At 46.5% G+C, this 15,371-nt stretch carries 16 protein-coding genes; 10 read left to right on the top strand and 6 right to left on the bottom strand.

Annotated elements, in window-relative coordinates; translation table 11 throughout:
* Positions 1–14 precede the first annotated feature (14 nt).
* The gene (locus BN3912_RS02760; RefSeq protein ID WP_004368230.1) at positions 15–1,067 is read left to right on the top strand and encodes a hypothetical protein; all 1,053 of its coding nucleotides are present in this window, start codon (positions 15–17) and stop codon (positions 1,065–1,067) included.
* 12 nt (positions 1,068–1,079) lie between these two features.
* Entirely contained in the window at positions 1,080–2,207 is a 1,128-nt protein-coding gene (locus BN3912_RS02755) for an ABC transporter substrate-binding protein (protein WP_023984505.1), read from the top strand.
* 395 nt (positions 2,208–2,602) lie between these two features.
* Here BN3912_RS02755 and BN3912_RS02750 read toward each other — a convergent pair whose 3' ends face one another.
* Together BN3912_RS02750 and pheS are read right to left on the bottom strand one after the other, a co-directional pair.
* On the bottom strand, positions 2,603–3,862 hold the full coding sequence (locus BN3912_RS02750; protein ID WP_230204621.1) for an acyloxyacyl hydrolase: 1,260 nt from the start codon (positions 3,860–3,862) through the stop codon (positions 2,603–2,605).
* 66 nt (positions 3,863–3,928) lie between these two features.
* Positions 3,929–4,966 carry a phenylalanine--tRNA ligase subunit alpha gene (pheS, locus tag BN3912_RS02745; protein WP_023984507.1) on the bottom strand — a complete coding sequence of 346 codons (1,038 nt, stop codon included), beginning with the start codon at positions 4,964–4,966 and terminating at the stop codon, positions 3,929–3,931.
* A 289-nt stretch (positions 4,967–5,255) separates the two neighbouring features.
* Between pheS and BN3912_RS02740 the strand changes: the two genes are divergently transcribed.
* The 3 genes from BN3912_RS02740 to BN3912_RS02730 are packed head-to-tail and all read left to right on the top strand — an operon-like array spanning position 5,256 to position 7,897.
* A complete protein-coding gene (locus BN3912_RS02740) occupies positions 5,256–6,104 on the top strand; it encodes a DUF4348 domain-containing protein (RefSeq protein ID WP_016665579.1) in 849 nt (282 codons plus the stop codon).
* 1 nt (position 6,105) lies between these two features.
* Positions 6,106–7,119 carry a UDP-N-acetylmuramate dehydrogenase gene (gene murB / locus BN3912_RS02735; RefSeq protein WP_023984508.1) on the top strand — a complete coding sequence of 338 codons (1,014 nt, stop codon included), beginning with the start codon at positions 6,106–6,108 and terminating at the stop codon, positions 7,117–7,119.
* A 16-nt stretch (positions 7,120–7,135) separates the two neighbouring features.
* Positions 7,136–7,897, top strand: coding sequence for an MBL fold metallo-hydrolase (locus tag BN3912_RS02730; RefSeq protein ID WP_004368239.1), 762 nt, complete (start codon positions 7,136–7,138; stop codon positions 7,895–7,897).
* 201 nt (positions 7,898–8,098) lie between these two features.
* Here BN3912_RS02730 and BN3912_RS12290 read toward each other — a convergent pair whose 3' ends face one another.
* From BN3912_RS12290 to BN3912_RS02715, 4 genes are all read right to left on the bottom strand, one after another.
* Positions 8,099–8,236 carry a hypothetical protein gene (locus BN3912_RS12290; protein ID WP_195906763.1) on the bottom strand — a complete coding sequence of 46 codons (138 nt, stop codon included), beginning with the start codon at positions 8,234–8,236 and terminating at the stop codon, positions 8,099–8,101.
* Between the two features lie 220 nt (positions 8,237–8,456).
* The gene (locus tag BN3912_RS02725; protein WP_016665580.1) at positions 8,457–8,747 is read right to left on the bottom strand and encodes a hypothetical protein; all 291 of its coding nucleotides are present in this window, start codon (positions 8,745–8,747) and stop codon (positions 8,457–8,459) included.
* A gap of 4 nt (positions 8,748–8,751) precedes the next feature.
* Positions 8,752–9,102: a phage holin family protein gene (locus tag BN3912_RS02720; protein ID WP_004368243.1), complete on the bottom strand. Its 351-nt coding sequence runs from the start codon at positions 9,100–9,102 to the stop codon at positions 8,752–8,754.
* 9 nt (positions 9,103–9,111) lie between these two features.
* Positions 9,112–9,330 (bottom strand): YtxH domain-containing protein, encoded by a 219-nt coding sequence (locus BN3912_RS02715; RefSeq protein WP_004368244.1) that lies wholly within the window; start codon positions 9,328–9,330, stop codon positions 9,112–9,114.
* A gap of 230 nt (positions 9,331–9,560) precedes the next feature.
* On the opposite strand from BN3912_RS02715, the gene BN3912_RS02710 reads away from it, so the two are divergent.
* From BN3912_RS02710 to thrS, 5 genes are all read left to right on the top strand, one after another.
* A complete protein-coding gene (locus BN3912_RS02710; protein ID WP_004368245.1) occupies positions 9,561–10,049 on the top strand; it encodes an SPOR domain-containing protein in 489 nt (162 codons plus the stop codon).
* A gap of 76 nt (positions 10,050–10,125) precedes the next feature.
* On the top strand, positions 10,126–10,539 hold the full coding sequence (gene ruvX, locus BN3912_RS02705) for a Holliday junction resolvase RuvX (RefSeq protein ID WP_023984510.1): 414 nt from the start codon (positions 10,126–10,128) through the stop codon (positions 10,537–10,539).
* A gap of 81 nt (positions 10,540–10,620) precedes the next feature.
* A complete protein-coding gene (gene def / locus BN3912_RS02700; protein WP_023984511.1) occupies positions 10,621–11,184 on the top strand; it encodes a peptide deformylase in 564 nt (187 codons plus the stop codon).
* Between the two features lie 15 nt (positions 11,185–11,199).
* Positions 11,200–13,176, top strand: a complete 1,977-nt coding sequence (locus BN3912_RS02695) for a tetratricopeptide repeat protein (protein ID WP_023984512.1) — start codon at positions 11,200–11,202, stop codon at positions 13,174–13,176.
* Positions 13,177–13,276: 100 nt separating this feature from the next.
* The gene (gene thrS / locus BN3912_RS02690) at positions 13,277–15,241 is read left to right on the top strand and encodes a threonine--tRNA ligase (RefSeq protein WP_023984513.1); all 1,965 of its coding nucleotides are present in this window, start codon (positions 13,277–13,279) and stop codon (positions 15,239–15,241) included.
* Positions 15,242–15,371 lie beyond the last annotated feature (130 nt).

Raw genomic sequence — 15,371 nt, 5'->3', positions numbered from 1 at the left:
AATAATAATAACAGATGAAACAGAAACTATTTAAACTCGCACTGCTTTTCACGGCAGTTTTGGCCTTTTCGGCTTGTAGCAACGATGATAATTCGCCGATAATAGAGCCGCCTTATTACGGTTACCACTATGCCTATGTGGTGAATAACGGCAATTGGAACAAGAACGACGGCACTGTAGCCTCATTAGACAGTGTGAACAAGACTTGGACAGTGAACGACCTCTACAAGCAGGCCAACGGTTCGGGCATCGGAGATGCACAGGATTTGGTGCTTGTAGACGGCAAGATCTTCGTTACGAGCACCACCTCATCGAAGATAGAAGTGCTCGATAAAGACGGTAAACTGCTCTCGAGAGTCGCTATGCCTAATAAATCGCCCCGCTATATCGCCCAATACGGCGGCAATGTGTACTTTACGGCTTACAGCGGTTATGTGTATAAGATGAACGTAAACAGCTATCAGCTTACCGACAGCGTACAAGTAGGCGACCATCCCGAGGCATTGGCCGTTGCCGCCGGCAAGATTTATGTGGCCATCTCGGGCTATGGAAAAGGAAAATCGCTGGCAGTCGTAGACATTAAAACCTTCAAAAAGACCAAAGAGATAGAGACTGCACTCAACCCATACAACCAGATGATTGCAACTGCAGACGGCAGCAAGGTTTACTTTGTGGCATGCCTTGACCACTCAGACCATCTGTTGCAGTGCGTCGATACCAAGACCGATGCCGTGAAGACGGTAGAACATGCTTCGTCGATTGCGCAGGATAAGAACGTTAACAGCCTTGTTTGTATCTATGCACCCTATGGTAAGAACGGGAACGTACCGGCCAAGAAGTATTTCCGTTTCAATATGGAAAACAACTCGACAACCGAAATTAAAGGCCTTGCAGACGTGCCCAATCCCGGACAGGTGAGCGTAGATTGGAAGACAGGCAATATCTATGTGGTAAACAACGACTATAGCGGACCGTGCCAATTGTATGTGTTCGACAGCACCGGAAAGCAGCTCCGTAAGCTCACTTCGGGCGCCGGAACGATGCAAGTGGTGTTTGCTAAGGAATAAATTTGTATCGATATGATGAAAAAGATCATATTGTTTTTCGTTATATCGGCGGCAGTATCGCTTTCTTATTGTACCGTCAACGGCAGCGTTGCAGGCAGGGTAGAGGGCGATACCGTTTCGTTTAAGTACGCTCGGCATATCACCGTAGTGAAATACAAAGGCTACTCGGTGGTTTCGCTGGTTGATCCTTGGAAGCAAGGAAAGGTGTTGCACGCCTATGTGTTGGTGCCCCGAGAGGCGCCGTTGCCCCCGTCTTTGCCCGAAGGAACCGTGGTGCGCACGCCTTTAACGCGCAGTGTGGTGTTCACGACTGCCCACTGCCAACTGCTCGAATACCTCGGCAAGGCTCGGCAAATCAAAGGTGTGGCCGATCTGAAATATATACTTATCCCCGATATACAGCAGCGGGTGCGACAGAAGAAGATAGCGGATTGCGGCGAAAGCATGTCGCCCGTCATCGAAAGGATCATCGACTTGAAGCCCGACGGCATCATCCTATCGCCGTTCGAGAATAGTGGTGGTTACGGTAGATTGGAAAACATCGGCGTTCCCCTTATAGAAGCGGCCGATTACATGGAAACTTCGGCACTCGGGAGAGCCGAGTGGATGAGGTTTTACGGCATGCTCTACGGCTGCGAAACGAGGGCCGATTCGCTCTTCCGAGTGGTAGACAGTACTTATACGGCACTGAAGCGGGCGGCCGGCAAGTTGCCTGTAGGGCGCTCGATACTTACGGAACGCAAGACCGGAAGCGTGTGGTATTGCCCCGCGGGCGGCAGTACGATAGGGCAGATGATACGGGATGCGAACGGAAGGTATGCCTTTTCGCACGACCGCCGCAGCGGAAGTCTGGCGTTATCTTTCGAGCTGGTGCTCGATAAAGCGGGCGACAGTGATGTGTGGGCATTCAAGTTTAATGGCGAAAAGCCTATGAGTAAGGCCGATCTGTTGGCCGAATTTCAGGGATATAACGAGCTCCGTGCCTTCAAGACGGGTAATATATACCAGTGCAATGCCTCGAAGAGACCTTATTTCGAGGAGGTTCCGTTCCGTCCGGATTACCTTCTGCGCGACATGATCCTGCTGCTTCATCCCGATAGAAAGCAGTTCGGCAGTCTTAGGTATTACGAACGTTACTGACAGGGGGTATATCTAAGGCGGCTACACTCCCTGTTTAATGCCATTAGACAGGGGGTGTGGGGATGATGGATTAGTGATTAGTGAGGAGTGATTATTGGTTGTTATTTATAAGGAGACGGTCTTTGTATCATAAGGAGATGGTCTTTGTATCATAAGGAGGTGGTCTTTGTATCGTAAGGAGACGGTCTTTTTATCGTAAAGAGATGGTCTTTGTACTGTGAATTTGGTTTGTTTAAATTTCTTCATGATGGTATTCGTATCTCCGACTCCCTATTTTTGAGGGTTGTGGAGGATTTGAACAAGCTAAATTCATGTAAATTCTGTTTCTTGTTTCTCATGGGTATATCTTCTCTCTTTCAGAGGGGTAGAGGTGGGGTTTGTGTTAGATATGCATTTTATTCTAACCTGAAAGGATATACGATAACCACTTCCGTGAAGTCTGCTTTTGTAAGATGGGCCTTTACGTTGGCACCGATGGTCAGTCCGCGCAAGGCAGGTATGGTGTAATGGATGCCTATGCGTTCGTAGTAAGGCTTTTCTATGATTTCGGCATTCTGCCCCATGTGTCGGTACAGATACCATCCCAATGCCATTGCCATAGACCAGTTATGGTAATAAACCTGATGCTTTGCGGCTATTCCGACCGACCACGGACTGTGCTTCGTGCGGTATCCGTCGGCCTTGTCCAGCGCCTCTACCCGCGCCGCATACGAACCGTAGAACAAGTCGATGCCCATGCCGCTTGCCCATCTTCGGGCATAACGGCGCATTATATCGACTTGTACCGAATACGCATTGTAGAAATGAAAGCGACCGGTGCGGTAGTCAGCCGAGTCGGGTGGTGTGCCGTATTGCGTTTTCAGCCAGTCCTCGTTCAGCACTTTGCCCCCTATACCGAGCGCAACCGCGGCATACCAGTAAGGAATAAACGACTTCTGTGAGGCATGTTTGGCGAAACGTTCGCCGTATTCTGCCGTTGGAAAGTACTCGATGCCTACGGTCGGGCCCCAAATGTTTGCCCCCTTGTTGGGACGGTTCAGCGCTCCGTTGCTGTGATGGTAGTAGTCTATGCCTGCTCGCAGCCCCCAACGGCCGGACAAACGGTAATGGGCATGGATGCCGGCCCCGAAGTATATGAGGAACCGACTGCCTATCAGTTCGTTGTCTACGTTGTTGTAAGGATCGTACTTCTTATGTGCATAGCTCATGCCAGCCGCGAGCGTGTAGTCTGCCGACCATCTGTGCCGGCGCAAGAAGGTGCGGTTGAAGGCGGCATACAGACTGACGATGTTTCCTAAGCGCGAGTCGTAATCTACCGTTTTTGCCTGTCCTAAGGGGAAATCCGGCCCTCTGTGCATGGTTACATTGTTGATGCTGTAGCGCAATCCGAGGCTGATAACGGGATAATCGTAGTCTTCTGCAAAGGCATCGCTGTCTGTCGGAAGAGTATGGAAGTTCAGTTGAGCGGCGATAGAGAAAGATTGTTTCTTTTGTTGATACATCCTCTGATACATATCCATGCTGATGATGCGGCCCGCATGGGTGTCTGCCGAGAAGCCGATACGCCGGACAGAGTCGCGGCAGACGGCCGATGCGGGCATTGCACTGCCCGTACACAGCAGGCACAGAGATAGTATTTTCGGGATGTTTCGCATGCAAATAGCGGTGATAAAAACGCACGAGGGCAGCATAAAACATGCTGCCCTCGTGCGGAAAACGGGTTAGTTAGCGGCTTCGAATTCCTTGAGGAAGCGCATATCATTCTCTGAGAACATGCGCAAGTCGCTCACTCTGTATTTCAAATTCGTTATGCGTTCTACGCCCATACCGAAGGCATAGCCCGTGTACACCTTGCTGTCGATGCCGCAAGCCTCTAATACATTCGGATCTACCATGCCGCATCCAAGTATCTCAACCCAACCGGTGTGCTTGCAAAAACCGCACCCCTCGCCGCCGCAGATGAAGCATGAAATATCCATCTCTGCACTGGGTTCCGTAAATGGAAAGTAGCTCGGACGCAGACGTATCTTCGTTTCGGCGCCGAACATCTCGCGTGCAAAGGTGAGAAGCACCTGCTTCAGGTCGGTAAACGATACGTTCTTGTCAATGTAGAGGCCCTCTACCTGATGGAAAAAGCAATGGGCACGCGCCGATATGGCCTCGTTGCGATAGACGCGGCCCGGGCATATAATGCGGATGGGCGGTTGGTGCGTTTCCATATAATGGGCCTGATCGCCCGACGTATGCGAGCGCAGAAGCACGTTCTTCGTAACATCATTGGCGCTTTGTTCGATAAAGAACGTGTCTTGCATATCGCGTGCAGGATGATCGGCAGCAAAGTTCAGCTTCGTAAAAACGTGCAAATCGTCGTCTATTTCGGGCCCGTCAGCCAGCGTAAATCCCATTCTTCGGAAGATATCTATAATCTCGTTCTTCACTATAGTGAGCGGATGACGCGTGCCGAGCGGTATGGGATAAGCCGTGCGGGTAAGGTCTATGTCGTCTTTTTGGCTTTCTACGGTTTCTGTTTGTTGCTTCAACTCGTTGATCTTGTCGATGGCAAGTTGCTTAAGCTCGTTGATTTTCACGCCTACCGTCTTCTTCTGATCGGCCGCCACGTGGCGGAAATCGGCCATAAGCGCATTGATTTCGCCCTTTTTACTAAGGTATTTCAGCCTTAATTGCTCTATTTCGTCTGCATTGGAAGCCGTAAGCGTGCTTACTTCTTTGAGCAGAGATTCTATCTTTTCTAATAACATAACGTGTTTGAAATTTCGAATTTACCTGCAAAGATAGTGCAAATAAGAGACAATACAAAATAAAACGATGTTTTTATTCCGTACATCTGTCTGCGCTGTGCGGTACTTCTATCGGTCTTGCATGGCATGCCTGCAGGGGGTACAGAGTACATGTATCTGCAGCATCTGTATTTTATGTGTTCTGCAGATGTAAAAAGTTATCCGAAAATTTTGGTACTTTATCGAAATAATGTTGTAATTTTGCAAAGAAAATACGGGGCCCTTATCGAGGGCAGAAAATAAGAGTATGATGAGAAAAGGACTTTTCTTCGTTTTGTTGTTGGCGGCTATTGCTGCCATAAGTTTTTCTACATCCGGCTGTACCGATAAGAAACCGGCGGCCGACACCTTGTCTGTAGACACGACGGCAACCGATACTACCGCCGTCGACACGATGGAAAATCTCATTTCGGAAACACCTATGCCAAAGGCAGCCGATGAACTTTTCGACGATTTCATATTCAACTTCGCAGCCAATAAGAAGCTCCAGATGCAACGTATCTTATTTCCATTGAAGGTAACACAGGGAAAGAGCACGAGTACCATTCAGAAGAAGCAGTGGAAAAGGGAATATTTTTTTATGCATCAGGACTTTTATACGCTTATTTTCGATAACGTGAAGCAGATGAATGTGGTGAAAGATACGACGATAGACCATGTGATTATCGAAAAGATTTACTTCGACCAAAAAAACGTGAAGCAGTATCTGTTCGACCGAATTAACGGGCGATGGATGCTTACCTCTATCAATTATAAGCCGATGTTCCAGAACCTGAATGCCTCGTTCCTGAAGTTTTACCACCATTTTGTTACCGACTCGGCGTTTCAGGTGCAAAGCATAAACAATCCGCTTACATTTATCGGTCCCGATCCCGATGACGATTTCAGCACGATGACAGGCTCTGTTGCACCGGAACAGTGGTCGTCTTTTGCTCCCGAACTGCCCAAAGGGCTGATATACAATATACTTTACGGGCAGAAATACACCGAGAGCAATATGAAAATATTCGTTATCAGAGGCATTGCCAACGGGCTTGAAACGGAGCTTACCTTTAAGCGTATGGGCGGAAAATGGAAGCTGGTAAAATTGCGTACATAAGATGAAAGACGTACGGAATTACGATCTGTTGCGCCACAACACGTTCGGTATCGCTGCCAAATGCAGCAGGTTTGTGGAATTTTCAACGGTAGAAGAGTTACAAGATGTGCTCCGCAGGCTTACCGATGACGATATGCCGCTGCTCTTGTTGGGCGGCGGAAGTAATTTGTTGCTTACGGGCGATTATCACGGCACGGTGCTCCATTCTGCCATTATGGGGCACGAGGCAGTCGAAAAGGGCGATGACGTCATGCTTAAATGCGGTTCGGGCGAGACGTGGGACGATATTGTAGCACTCTGTGTTGCCCGAGGTTGGTACGGTACAGAGAACCTCTCGTTCATTCCGGGAGAGGTTGGAGCGTCGGCAGTTCAGAATATTGGCGCCTATGGAGCCGAGGTTAAAGACATTATAACATCTGTTGAAGCCGTGGAGATAGCAACTCAACGGCCGGTAAGCTTTACCAACGCGCAGTGCGAATATGCCTACCGGCAGAGCAAATTCAAGGGTGAATGGCGCGACAAATATGTGATTACCTATGTTACTTATCGGTTGTCTAAGACTTTCAAGCCCCGTCTTGACTACGGAAACATACGCTCTTGCCTTGCTGAACAGCAAATTGCCAGTCCTACACCGCAGCAGTTGCGCGATACGATCATACGTATACGGCGCGAAAAACTGCCCGATCCTGCCCTTGAGGGCAATGCCGGCAGTTTCTTTATGAACCCTATCGTAGGTAAAGACAAGTTCGACGAGATTGCCGGACATTATCCCGAAGTGCCTCATTATACGGTAGATGCAGAGCATGAGAAGATACCTGCCGGCTGGATGATAGACAAATGTGGCTGGAAAGGGCGCTCCTTAGGAGCTGCAGGTGTGCACGATAAGCAGGCTCTTGTGCTCGTAAACCGTGGCGGGGCCACGGGTGAAGACATCGTAAAGCTCTGCCATAAGATACAAAAGGATGTATACGACCGCTTCGGTATAGCAATTCATCCCGAAGTAAACATTAGATAGACTCAACTTAGGGGATATGAAATTTACATTTCTCGGTACGGGTACGTCGGGCGGTGTGCCCTCTTTAGGCTGCGCGTGTGCGGTATGCAGGAGCACCGATAGGCACGACAAGCGACTGCGTTCGGCGGCACTGATCGAAACGGATACCACACGTATCTTAATCGATAGCGGGCCCGATATACGACAGCAGCTCATGCCTTTGCCGTTTAAAAAGATAGATGGTGTGCTGCTTACCCATATTCATTACGACCATGTGGCAGGTATCGACGACTTGCGCCCGTTTTGCGTGTTCGGCGACATTAATATCTATGCCGACGAAAGTACGGTAAAAGCGTTGAAACAAACCATGCCTTATTGCTTTACAGAGAAACTTTACCCGGGTGTTCCGTTGCTCCGACTTCATCAGATAGTACCTCATCTTAGACGAAAGATTGGAGATATAGAATTTACTCCGGTACAAGTGATGCACGATCGGTTGCCTATATTGGGCTATCGTTTTGGGAATTTCGCCTATATCACCGATATGAAGACCATCGAGGCTACGGAATATAAATATTTGCGCGGGGTAAATACACTTGTTGTAAACGCGCTGCGATGGGAGAAACCCCACCACTCGCACATGCTGGTAGACGAGGCTGTGGAGTTTTCGCGTAGGGTAGGGGCGCGACAAACCTATTTCATACACATGAATCATCAGATAGGTTTCCACGATGAAGCCAACCGCCGATTGCCCGAGGGCTTCTGTTTAGCGTACGACGGGTTACAGATAAATGTGTGAATTTGCAGCCTCTATATTGCACAATATCAATGAATTGTGCCTAAAAATAGTTGGTTTCGGTTAAATAAAGTTATATACTATTGAATTATATCCAAAAACCTTGCAATCATAAATATTATTTGTAATTTTGCAATGTGTTTTTCATAGTATTAGATTTAAGGTTAACAAGGTTGGAGTACAGCGGTACTCCTTTTTTATTGGTTATAAGCCTATGCCTCGTAATGTTTTCATGTTGATGTCGTAAGGGCGGAAAGAACGATCGCAGTTTCTTATTTCCGTATCGGTAATTGCGGTGATAAAACACAGCGTGGTATGCTGATTTTGTTCGATAGTTTTCACTTCTTTATAGGGTATACGGTATTCCTGTCCGGCATAAGTATAGCGGAAATATTTGTATATCCGGCAATTTTCCTGCAGTATCGCGGCATAAGAACTCTTCGAAAGATAAAACCTATTCTTTTAAGAAAGGGGGAAAGGCAGACGTAGAGACAAGAAAAAAGAAAGATACCCGTAAGATATCTTTCTTTTGTAATTTGAATGAAAGGGTGCCAGAAGTGCTTTACCGCCGCCTTCTGCCGAACAGACGGTCGATGTTGAACCTGCGGTAAAGCTTCCAACCCAGCAATGCACCGTCGATAACGCTTGCCCCTGTGGACAGCAGGCCCGCAATGCGTTTGGAAGGTGTTGCCCCCCAAATGTCGTCGGATTTGCGGAACAGATCGCTCCAAAGGCTTTTTATCTGCTCTTCATCTTTCTGAATGTCGCTTCGTAATGTATCTTTTCGCATCCTTAATTCTTCGAGCGAGTTGACTGTATATGGGGTGTGCGATGACGAATGGTCGTTTATCATTTTTTTATTTATCCAATAAAATACTTGCAAGGAACTTGACTACCGGCCGTTCCAACCACTGTTTGTGGAAAAGAATGAACAGTATAAGTAGCGCGAAATAGCAACCTGCCACGATTGCGAATGCCAATGATGTGCCTACGGAGGGAGCTAAAGCGTACACGGCAGCAAAAGATATGTAGATAAGGGCCAATATAAGGAGCAGCGACAGCACGAGCGTAAGAGCGATGGCCGTTATCAGGCGCACCACTTTTTCTATTACATCGAGCTTTGCAAACTCCGTTTGAAGCCCGATGTAATGCTTGAGCACCTCTGCAAGTTGCCCTATTGTTTCTATGTTTTTATCGTTAGAAAACATGCCGATATCTTATTCTACCGTATCTGTAGCTGCATCTTTGATGTCGTCTACCAAGTCATCTACTTGCTTTCTTGATAGTTTGATGTCGTGTTTTTTGCAGAAGTCGTCTACCGCATCGGCAATTTTATTACGTGTGTCAGCACCTTTTTCGGGTGCAACAAGCAAACCTAAAGCAGCTCCGGCGATAGCTCCGCCGATGAAAGCTCCGATATAACCTAATGTTTTCATAAATGTGATATTTAAAAAATTATACGTTCTATATACATTATATATACGGGACAAATATAACAAAAGATTTGTTATTCGTGACAAGAAGTGCTGCCATTTTTTGTTAAAATATGCGTATTTCCTTGATTTAACAAACTTTATGTGCGGTTTTTCAGTGTCTTTGTGAGATATTTTGTAATTTCGCCAAGGAAGTAAACAAATGGTTTAATCTATAAATAACTGAGTAGAATATGAAAAAAAGTATTGTTTTATGTGCAGGATTGTGCATGGTATTGACTTTCACCGGTTGTAAATCAAGCGAAAGTGCTTATCGTAAAATGTATGAAAAGGCACAGGCTCAGGAGAACGCACACGCACAGGAACAGCCTCAAACCGAAGCTCCAGTCGTTGCTCCGCTGACAGAAAAGCCGGCTACACAGACTACCGTTGTCGACAATTTAGATAATGTTTCTGTTCGTTCAGAGAATGTTCAGCTCGTTAATGGTTCCGGATTGCAGGACTTCAGTGTAGTTGTAGGCTCTTTCTCGTTGAAGGCTAATGCCGAAGGACTCCAGAGTACGTTGAAGTCGGAAGGCTATGATGCGCAGATTGCCTATAATCCCGGTAACAATATGTACCGTGTGATTTCCGCTACTTTTGCATCTAAAGCCGATGCAGTAACGTCTCGTAACCAGTTCCGCAGTAAGTATCCCGATGCTTGGTTGCTATTCAAAAAGTAAGTATCGAAAGGAAATATCAGGCAGGAATGCCGCATTTGTCTGACATGTTAGTGCGGCAGACGCCTGCCGGTACTATATGACACGTATACTTTCTATAGATTACGGGCGGAAGCGTACGGGGGTAGCAGTCACCGATCCATTGCAGTTAATTGCGGGTGGATTGGCGACTGTTGCTACATCAGAGCTACTCAACTATCTTATGCAGTATGTGCAACATGAGGAGGTGGAGCGTATAGTGATAGGAAAGCCCATGCAGACCAACGGACAACCGAGCGAGAACCTGCAACGGGTAGAGCAGTTTGTGAACAGGTGGCGTAAGGCAATGCCGCAAATACCTATTGAATACTACGACGAGAGGTTTACTTCGGTGATAGCACAACGGGTTGTTATCGATAGCGGACTAAAAAAGAAAGCGCGGCAAAACAAGGCGCTGGTAGATGAAATCAGTGCAACGATCATTCTTGAAGACTGGATGGCTTCAAGAAAATGATTAGTATTACTATGGTTGGAAGAGAGAAATGTCGACAATAACTGCATTCTCTATGATTTTGAAATAATATTTTAATAACGAATGATATTACCTATTTATATATATGGACAACCGGTGTTGCGCAAGGTGGCGAAAGATATAACGCCGGATTATCCGGACTTGGAAGAACTTATTAAAGATATGTTTGAGACGCTAACGGCGTCGGATGGCGTGGGATTAGCTGCCCCTCAAATTGGGAAAAGTATCAGAGTTGCTGTGATAGACCTTGATGTGTTGAGCGGCGACTTGCCCGAATATAAGGATTTCAGGAAGGCATACATTAACCCGCACATCATAGAAATCGACGATAGTAGCAAGAAAGAAACCATGGAGGAGGGTTGCCTGTCTATTCCGGGAATTCATGAAAACGTTACAAGACCGTCGCGTATCCATGTGCAGTATATGGATACAGCCTTTGTACAGCATGATGAATGGGTGGATGGATATTTGGCTCGTGTGATGCAACATGAGTTCGATCATCTGGATGGAACTATGTTTGTGGATCGTTTATCTCCTTTCCGCAAACAGATGGTCAATAGTAAACTCAAGGCTTTGATACAAGGCAAGTATCGTTGTTCTTACCGTACGAAGCCGATACACAAATAGAATTATTCCCGAAATATGTATCGAAAGCTCATCGTTTGGGTATTTTTATGTCTGTCATTGAATGTATATGGGCAGTTCAATACCGACAGATTACTCACGAGTGGACAGATTGCACTTCACTATGAGGACTATGTTCTTTCGATTCAATACTTCAATCAAGTTATTTCTTTGAAACCTTTTCTGTATCAACCTTGGCAGTATAGAGGTATTGCCAAGTTCTATCTCGACGATTATGTGGGGGCAGAAGCTGATGCAACCGAGGCAATTAAATTAAATCCGTATATCCACGGACTCTACGATTTGCGGGCTATTTCGCGCATACGTCAGGAGAAATACGAGGATGCCATTGCAGATTATACTCAAGCCATACGTATTGATCCGCAGATACAGAACTATTGGTTCAACCGTGCCATCTGTATGTTGAATACGAAAGAATACGATCGAGCGTTGCTGCAGACGGATACCATCGTTTCTAAATGGGCGAAATTTGCCAATGCTTATACTTTGAAAGCAGAGATATATCTGCAAAAGAAAGATACTACGCAGGCTGCCAAATGGCTCGATAAGAGTTTGGAACTCGATCCGTATGACGGTAATTCGTGGACTACGCGCGCTTATATCAGTCTTTCGAGGCATAAGTGGCGCGACGCAGATCAGGAACTTTCCAAAGCTATACACCTGAAACCGAATACGGTGAACAACTATGTGAACCGTGCACTTGCACGATTGAATTATAATAATCTGCGCGGAGCGATGGCCGATTATGACAAGGCATTGGAGTTGGACGACAGGAATTTCCTTGCTCATTATAACCGCGGACTGCTTCGCATGCAGCTTGGAGATGATAATCGTGCCATCTCCGATTTCGATTATGTTATCAAATTAGAGCCTAAGAACTTTTTAGCAATATTCAATCGAGCACTGCTGAACGACCGTACAGGTAATTTGCAGGCGGCTATCCGCGACTATTCACTTGTAATAGACCAATTCCCTAACTTCTGGACAGGGCTTTCTCATCGTGCCAGCTGTTATCGCCGATTGGGACAGGTGGCAAAAGCCGAGCTCGATGAGTTTCGCATTCTTAAGGCCCAAATGGATAAACGGCTTGGCGTACAGCAACGGTGGAGCAAGAGTAAATTGCACCAAATGCGCAAACGAAGCGAGATAGATCCCGAGAAATACAATGAAATTGTTGTCGAAGATGAGAACAAAGTAGAACACGAATATAAGAGCGAATATCGCGGACAGATACAAAATAGAGCCGTAGACGTGGCGTTTATGCCTATGTATGAGCTTTCTTATTTGCCTTATAAGAATGGTGTAAAGGCGTATCAAGCCTATGAACGCGAGGTAGAGGCCTTTAATACCCAAGCTAAACCGGCCCACCACGTGTATGTAACGTGCAATGCCAGTCAGTTGAGCGAACGGCAATCGAAGGCTTATTTTGCCATGATCGACTCTCTTTCGGCACATATCATGGCAGTGCACCATATTGACGACACTCGTAATTTGCTGTTCGAGAGAGCCGTAGCCTACGGACTATTGCAGAATTACGATGCTGCAATCAGCGATCTCACCGTATATTTACAGATCGACAGCACCTCTTCGATGGGGTATTGGCAACGTGCAGTATGCCAAACAATGATGAATAATTTCGATGCTTCCAAGGGAGTGGATACACAACTGAAAGTGGCAAAAGCAATGGAAGACTTCAACAAAGCCATTGAACTCAATTCCCGAAACGCGTACATATACTACGATCGTGGCAATTTGCATGCTATGAAAAAAGAATATACCCAAGCTGCAGACGACTATACCATGGCTCTTAAATACGATCCGCGACTAGCCGAAGCCTATTATAACCGCGGCTTGGTACGAATATTCAGTAACAACAGGGCCGAAGGGATTGCCGATTTAAGCAAATCGGGAGAGCTCGGACTTTATGATGCCTACAGTGTTATCAAGCGTTATTCGGTTAATAAGAGCAAATAAGATATAGTACATCTAATGCTATTTTTAAATGAAAACATTGCTTGTTCTCGAAAGAAAGCATTACTTTTGTGCCCGATAAAAGATTAAATACTAATTTGTTATGGTAAAAATCACATTTCCGGATGGCTCTGTACGTGAGTACGAACAGGGCGTGACGGGGTTACAAATCGCCGAGAGTATATCACCTGCTCTCGCTCGCAACGTTGTATCTTGCGGTGTTAATGGTGAGACAGTAGAGCTGAACCGTCCGATCAACGAAGACGCAACCATTGCTCTTTATAAGTTTGAGGACGAAGAAGGCAAGCATACCTTTTGGCATACTTCTGCCCATTTATTGGCCGAGGCGCTACAAGAGCTATATCCGGGCATACAATTTGGCTTTGGACCGGCCATAGAGAACGGGTTCTTCTATGATGTTATGCCCAAGAAAGGCGACGTGATATCAGAGAGCGACTTTCCAAAGATAGAGGCTAAGATGATGGAACTTGCTAAAAAAGATGAACAGGTGGTTCGTAAATCTTTGTCTAAAGCGGATGCTTTGAAGGAATTTAAGGCCGACGGACAGGAATATAAGTGCGAACATATCGATCAAGACCTCGAAGACGGCACGATTACAACATATACACAAGGCGCGTTTACCGACCTTTGTCGCGGTCCGCACCTGATGTCTACCGGTCTTATCAAGGCCGTTAAGATAACCAGTGTGGCCGGTGCATTCTGGCGAGGTGATGCAAAACGTGAGCAATTGACACGCATCTACGGCATCACTTTCCCCAAGAAGAAGATGCTTGACGAGTATCTCGTGATGCTCGAAGAGGCCAAGAAGCGCGACCATCGCAAGATAGGAAAAGAGATGGAACTGTTTACTTTCTCCGAAAGAGTAGGCAAAGGATTGCCTATCTGGTTGCCGAAAGGAACGGAATTACGCCTGCGTTTGCAGGATATGCTGCGCAAGATACAGAAACGTTTCGGCTATCAAGAAGTAATAACTCCACATATCGGTTCCAAGAATTTGTACGTAACATCGGGCCATTATGCACATTACGGCAAAGATAGTTTCCAACCCATCCACACGCCGGAAGAAGATGAAGAGTACATGCTAAAGCCGATGAACTGCCCTCACCATTGCGAAGTGTTTGCATGGAAGCCGCGTTCTTACAAAGATCTGCCGTTGCGTATCGCCGAATTCGGTACGGTGTATCGCTACGAAAAGAGCGGAGAGTTGCACGGACTCACCCGTGTACGTTCGTTCACCCAAGACGATGCGCATATTTTCTGCCGTCCCGATCAGGTGAAGAGCGAGTTCCTGCGTGTGATGGATATCATACAGACCGTGTTCAAGATATTCAACTTCGATAACTTCGAAGCACAGATATCGCTCCGCGATCCTAAGGATCGTGAGAAATATATCGGCGCCGATGAGGTTTGGGAAGAAAGCGAACAGGCGATAAAAGAAGCATGTGCCGAGAAAGGACTCGATGCAAAGATAGCTTACGGAGAGGCTGCATTCTATGGACCGAAGCTCGATTTCATGGTAAAAGATGCCATCGGTCGCCGTTGGCAGTTGGGAACAATTCAGGTAGATTATAATCTTCCGCAGCGTTTCAAGTTGGAATATACCGACGAGGATAACGTGAAGAAGACGCCTGTAATGATACACCGTGCTCCGTTCGGCAGTCTTGAACGTTTCACAGCCGTACTTATCGAGCACACCGCAGGTCATTTCCCGTTGTGGCTCACGCCCGACCAAGTGGCCATACTGCCCATTTCTGAAAAGTATAACGACTATGCCAAGAAAGTGTCTAAATACTTTGATGCACAGGGAGTACGTGCAACAATCGATGATAGAAACGAAAAAATCGGCCGGAAAATCCGTGATAATGAATTGATGCGTGTGCCCTACATGGTGATCGTAGGCGAAAAAGAAACTGCCGACGGCCTTGTTTCGATGCGGAAACAAGGAGGAGGCGAACAGGCTACCATGACTATGGAAGAATTTGCCAAGCGCATTAATGGCGAGGTTGCCGAGATGCTTAAGGTAACCGACATACATCCGAAAGACTGATACATCTTGCATTGTACAGGGGCAGAGGGGTAAAACAGCCGTTCTGCCCCTGCTTTGTTTATAACCACAGGTGCCACTGTATTTTCCGTATATTTAGAGTTGTATAAAAATAGAAGTGCAATCTTTGCTT

This window comes from Prevotella phocaeensis, assembly GCF_900065875.1.
GTDB lineage: Bacteria > Bacteroidota > Bacteroidia > Bacteroidales > Bacteroidaceae > Prevotella > Prevotella phocaeensis.
The sequence above is the reverse complement of the archived record's forward strand: the minus strand, read 5'-3'. Positions and strand labels throughout refer to the sequence as shown.

Coding starts and splice junctions, on each gene's coding strand:
- BN3912_RS02760 (WP_004368230.1), top strand. CDS start 15: ATGAAACAGAAACTATTTAAACTCGCACTGCTTTTCACGGCAGTTTTG.
- BN3912_RS02755 (WP_023984505.1), top strand. CDS start 1,080: ATGATGAAAAAGATCATATTGTTTTTCGTTATATCGGCGGCAGTATCG.
- BN3912_RS02750 (WP_230204621.1), bottom strand. CDS start 3,862: ATGCGAAACATCCCGAAAATACTATCTCTGTGCCTGCTGTGTACGGGC.
- pheS (WP_023984507.1), bottom strand. CDS start 4,966: ATGTTATTAGAAAAGATAGAATCTCTGCTCAAAGAAGTAAGCACGCTT.
- BN3912_RS02740 (WP_016665579.1), top strand. CDS start 5,256: ATGAGAAAAGGACTTTTCTTCGTTTTGTTGTTGGCGGCTATTGCTGCC.
- murB (WP_023984508.1), top strand. CDS start 6,106: ATGAAAGACGTACGGAATTACGATCTGTTGCGCCACAACACGTTCGGT.
- BN3912_RS02730 (WP_004368239.1), top strand. CDS start 7,136: ATGAAATTTACATTTCTCGGTACGGGTACGTCGGGCGGTGTGCCCTCT.
- BN3912_RS02725 (WP_016665580.1), bottom strand. CDS start 8,747: ATGATAAACGACCATTCGTCATCGCACACCCCATATACAGTCAACTCG.
- BN3912_RS02720 (WP_004368243.1), bottom strand. CDS start 9,102: ATGTTTTCTAACGATAAAAACATAGAAACAATAGGGCAACTTGCAGAG.
- BN3912_RS02715 (WP_004368244.1), bottom strand. CDS start 9,330: ATGAAAACATTAGGTTATATCGGAGCTTTCATCGGCGGAGCTATCGCC.
- BN3912_RS02710 (WP_004368245.1), top strand. CDS start 9,561: ATGAAAAAAAGTATTGTTTTATGTGCAGGATTGTGCATGGTATTGACT.
- ruvX (WP_023984510.1), top strand. CDS start 10,126: ATGACACGTATACTTTCTATAGATTACGGGCGGAAGCGTACGGGGGTA.
- def (WP_023984511.1), top strand. CDS start 10,621: ATGATATTACCTATTTATATATATGGACAACCGGTGTTGCGCAAGGTG.
- BN3912_RS02695 (WP_023984512.1), top strand. CDS start 11,200: ATGTATCGAAAGCTCATCGTTTGGGTATTTTTATGTCTGTCATTGAAT.
- thrS (WP_023984513.1), top strand. CDS start 13,277: ATGGTAAAAATCACATTTCCGGATGGCTCTGTACGTGAGTACGAACAG.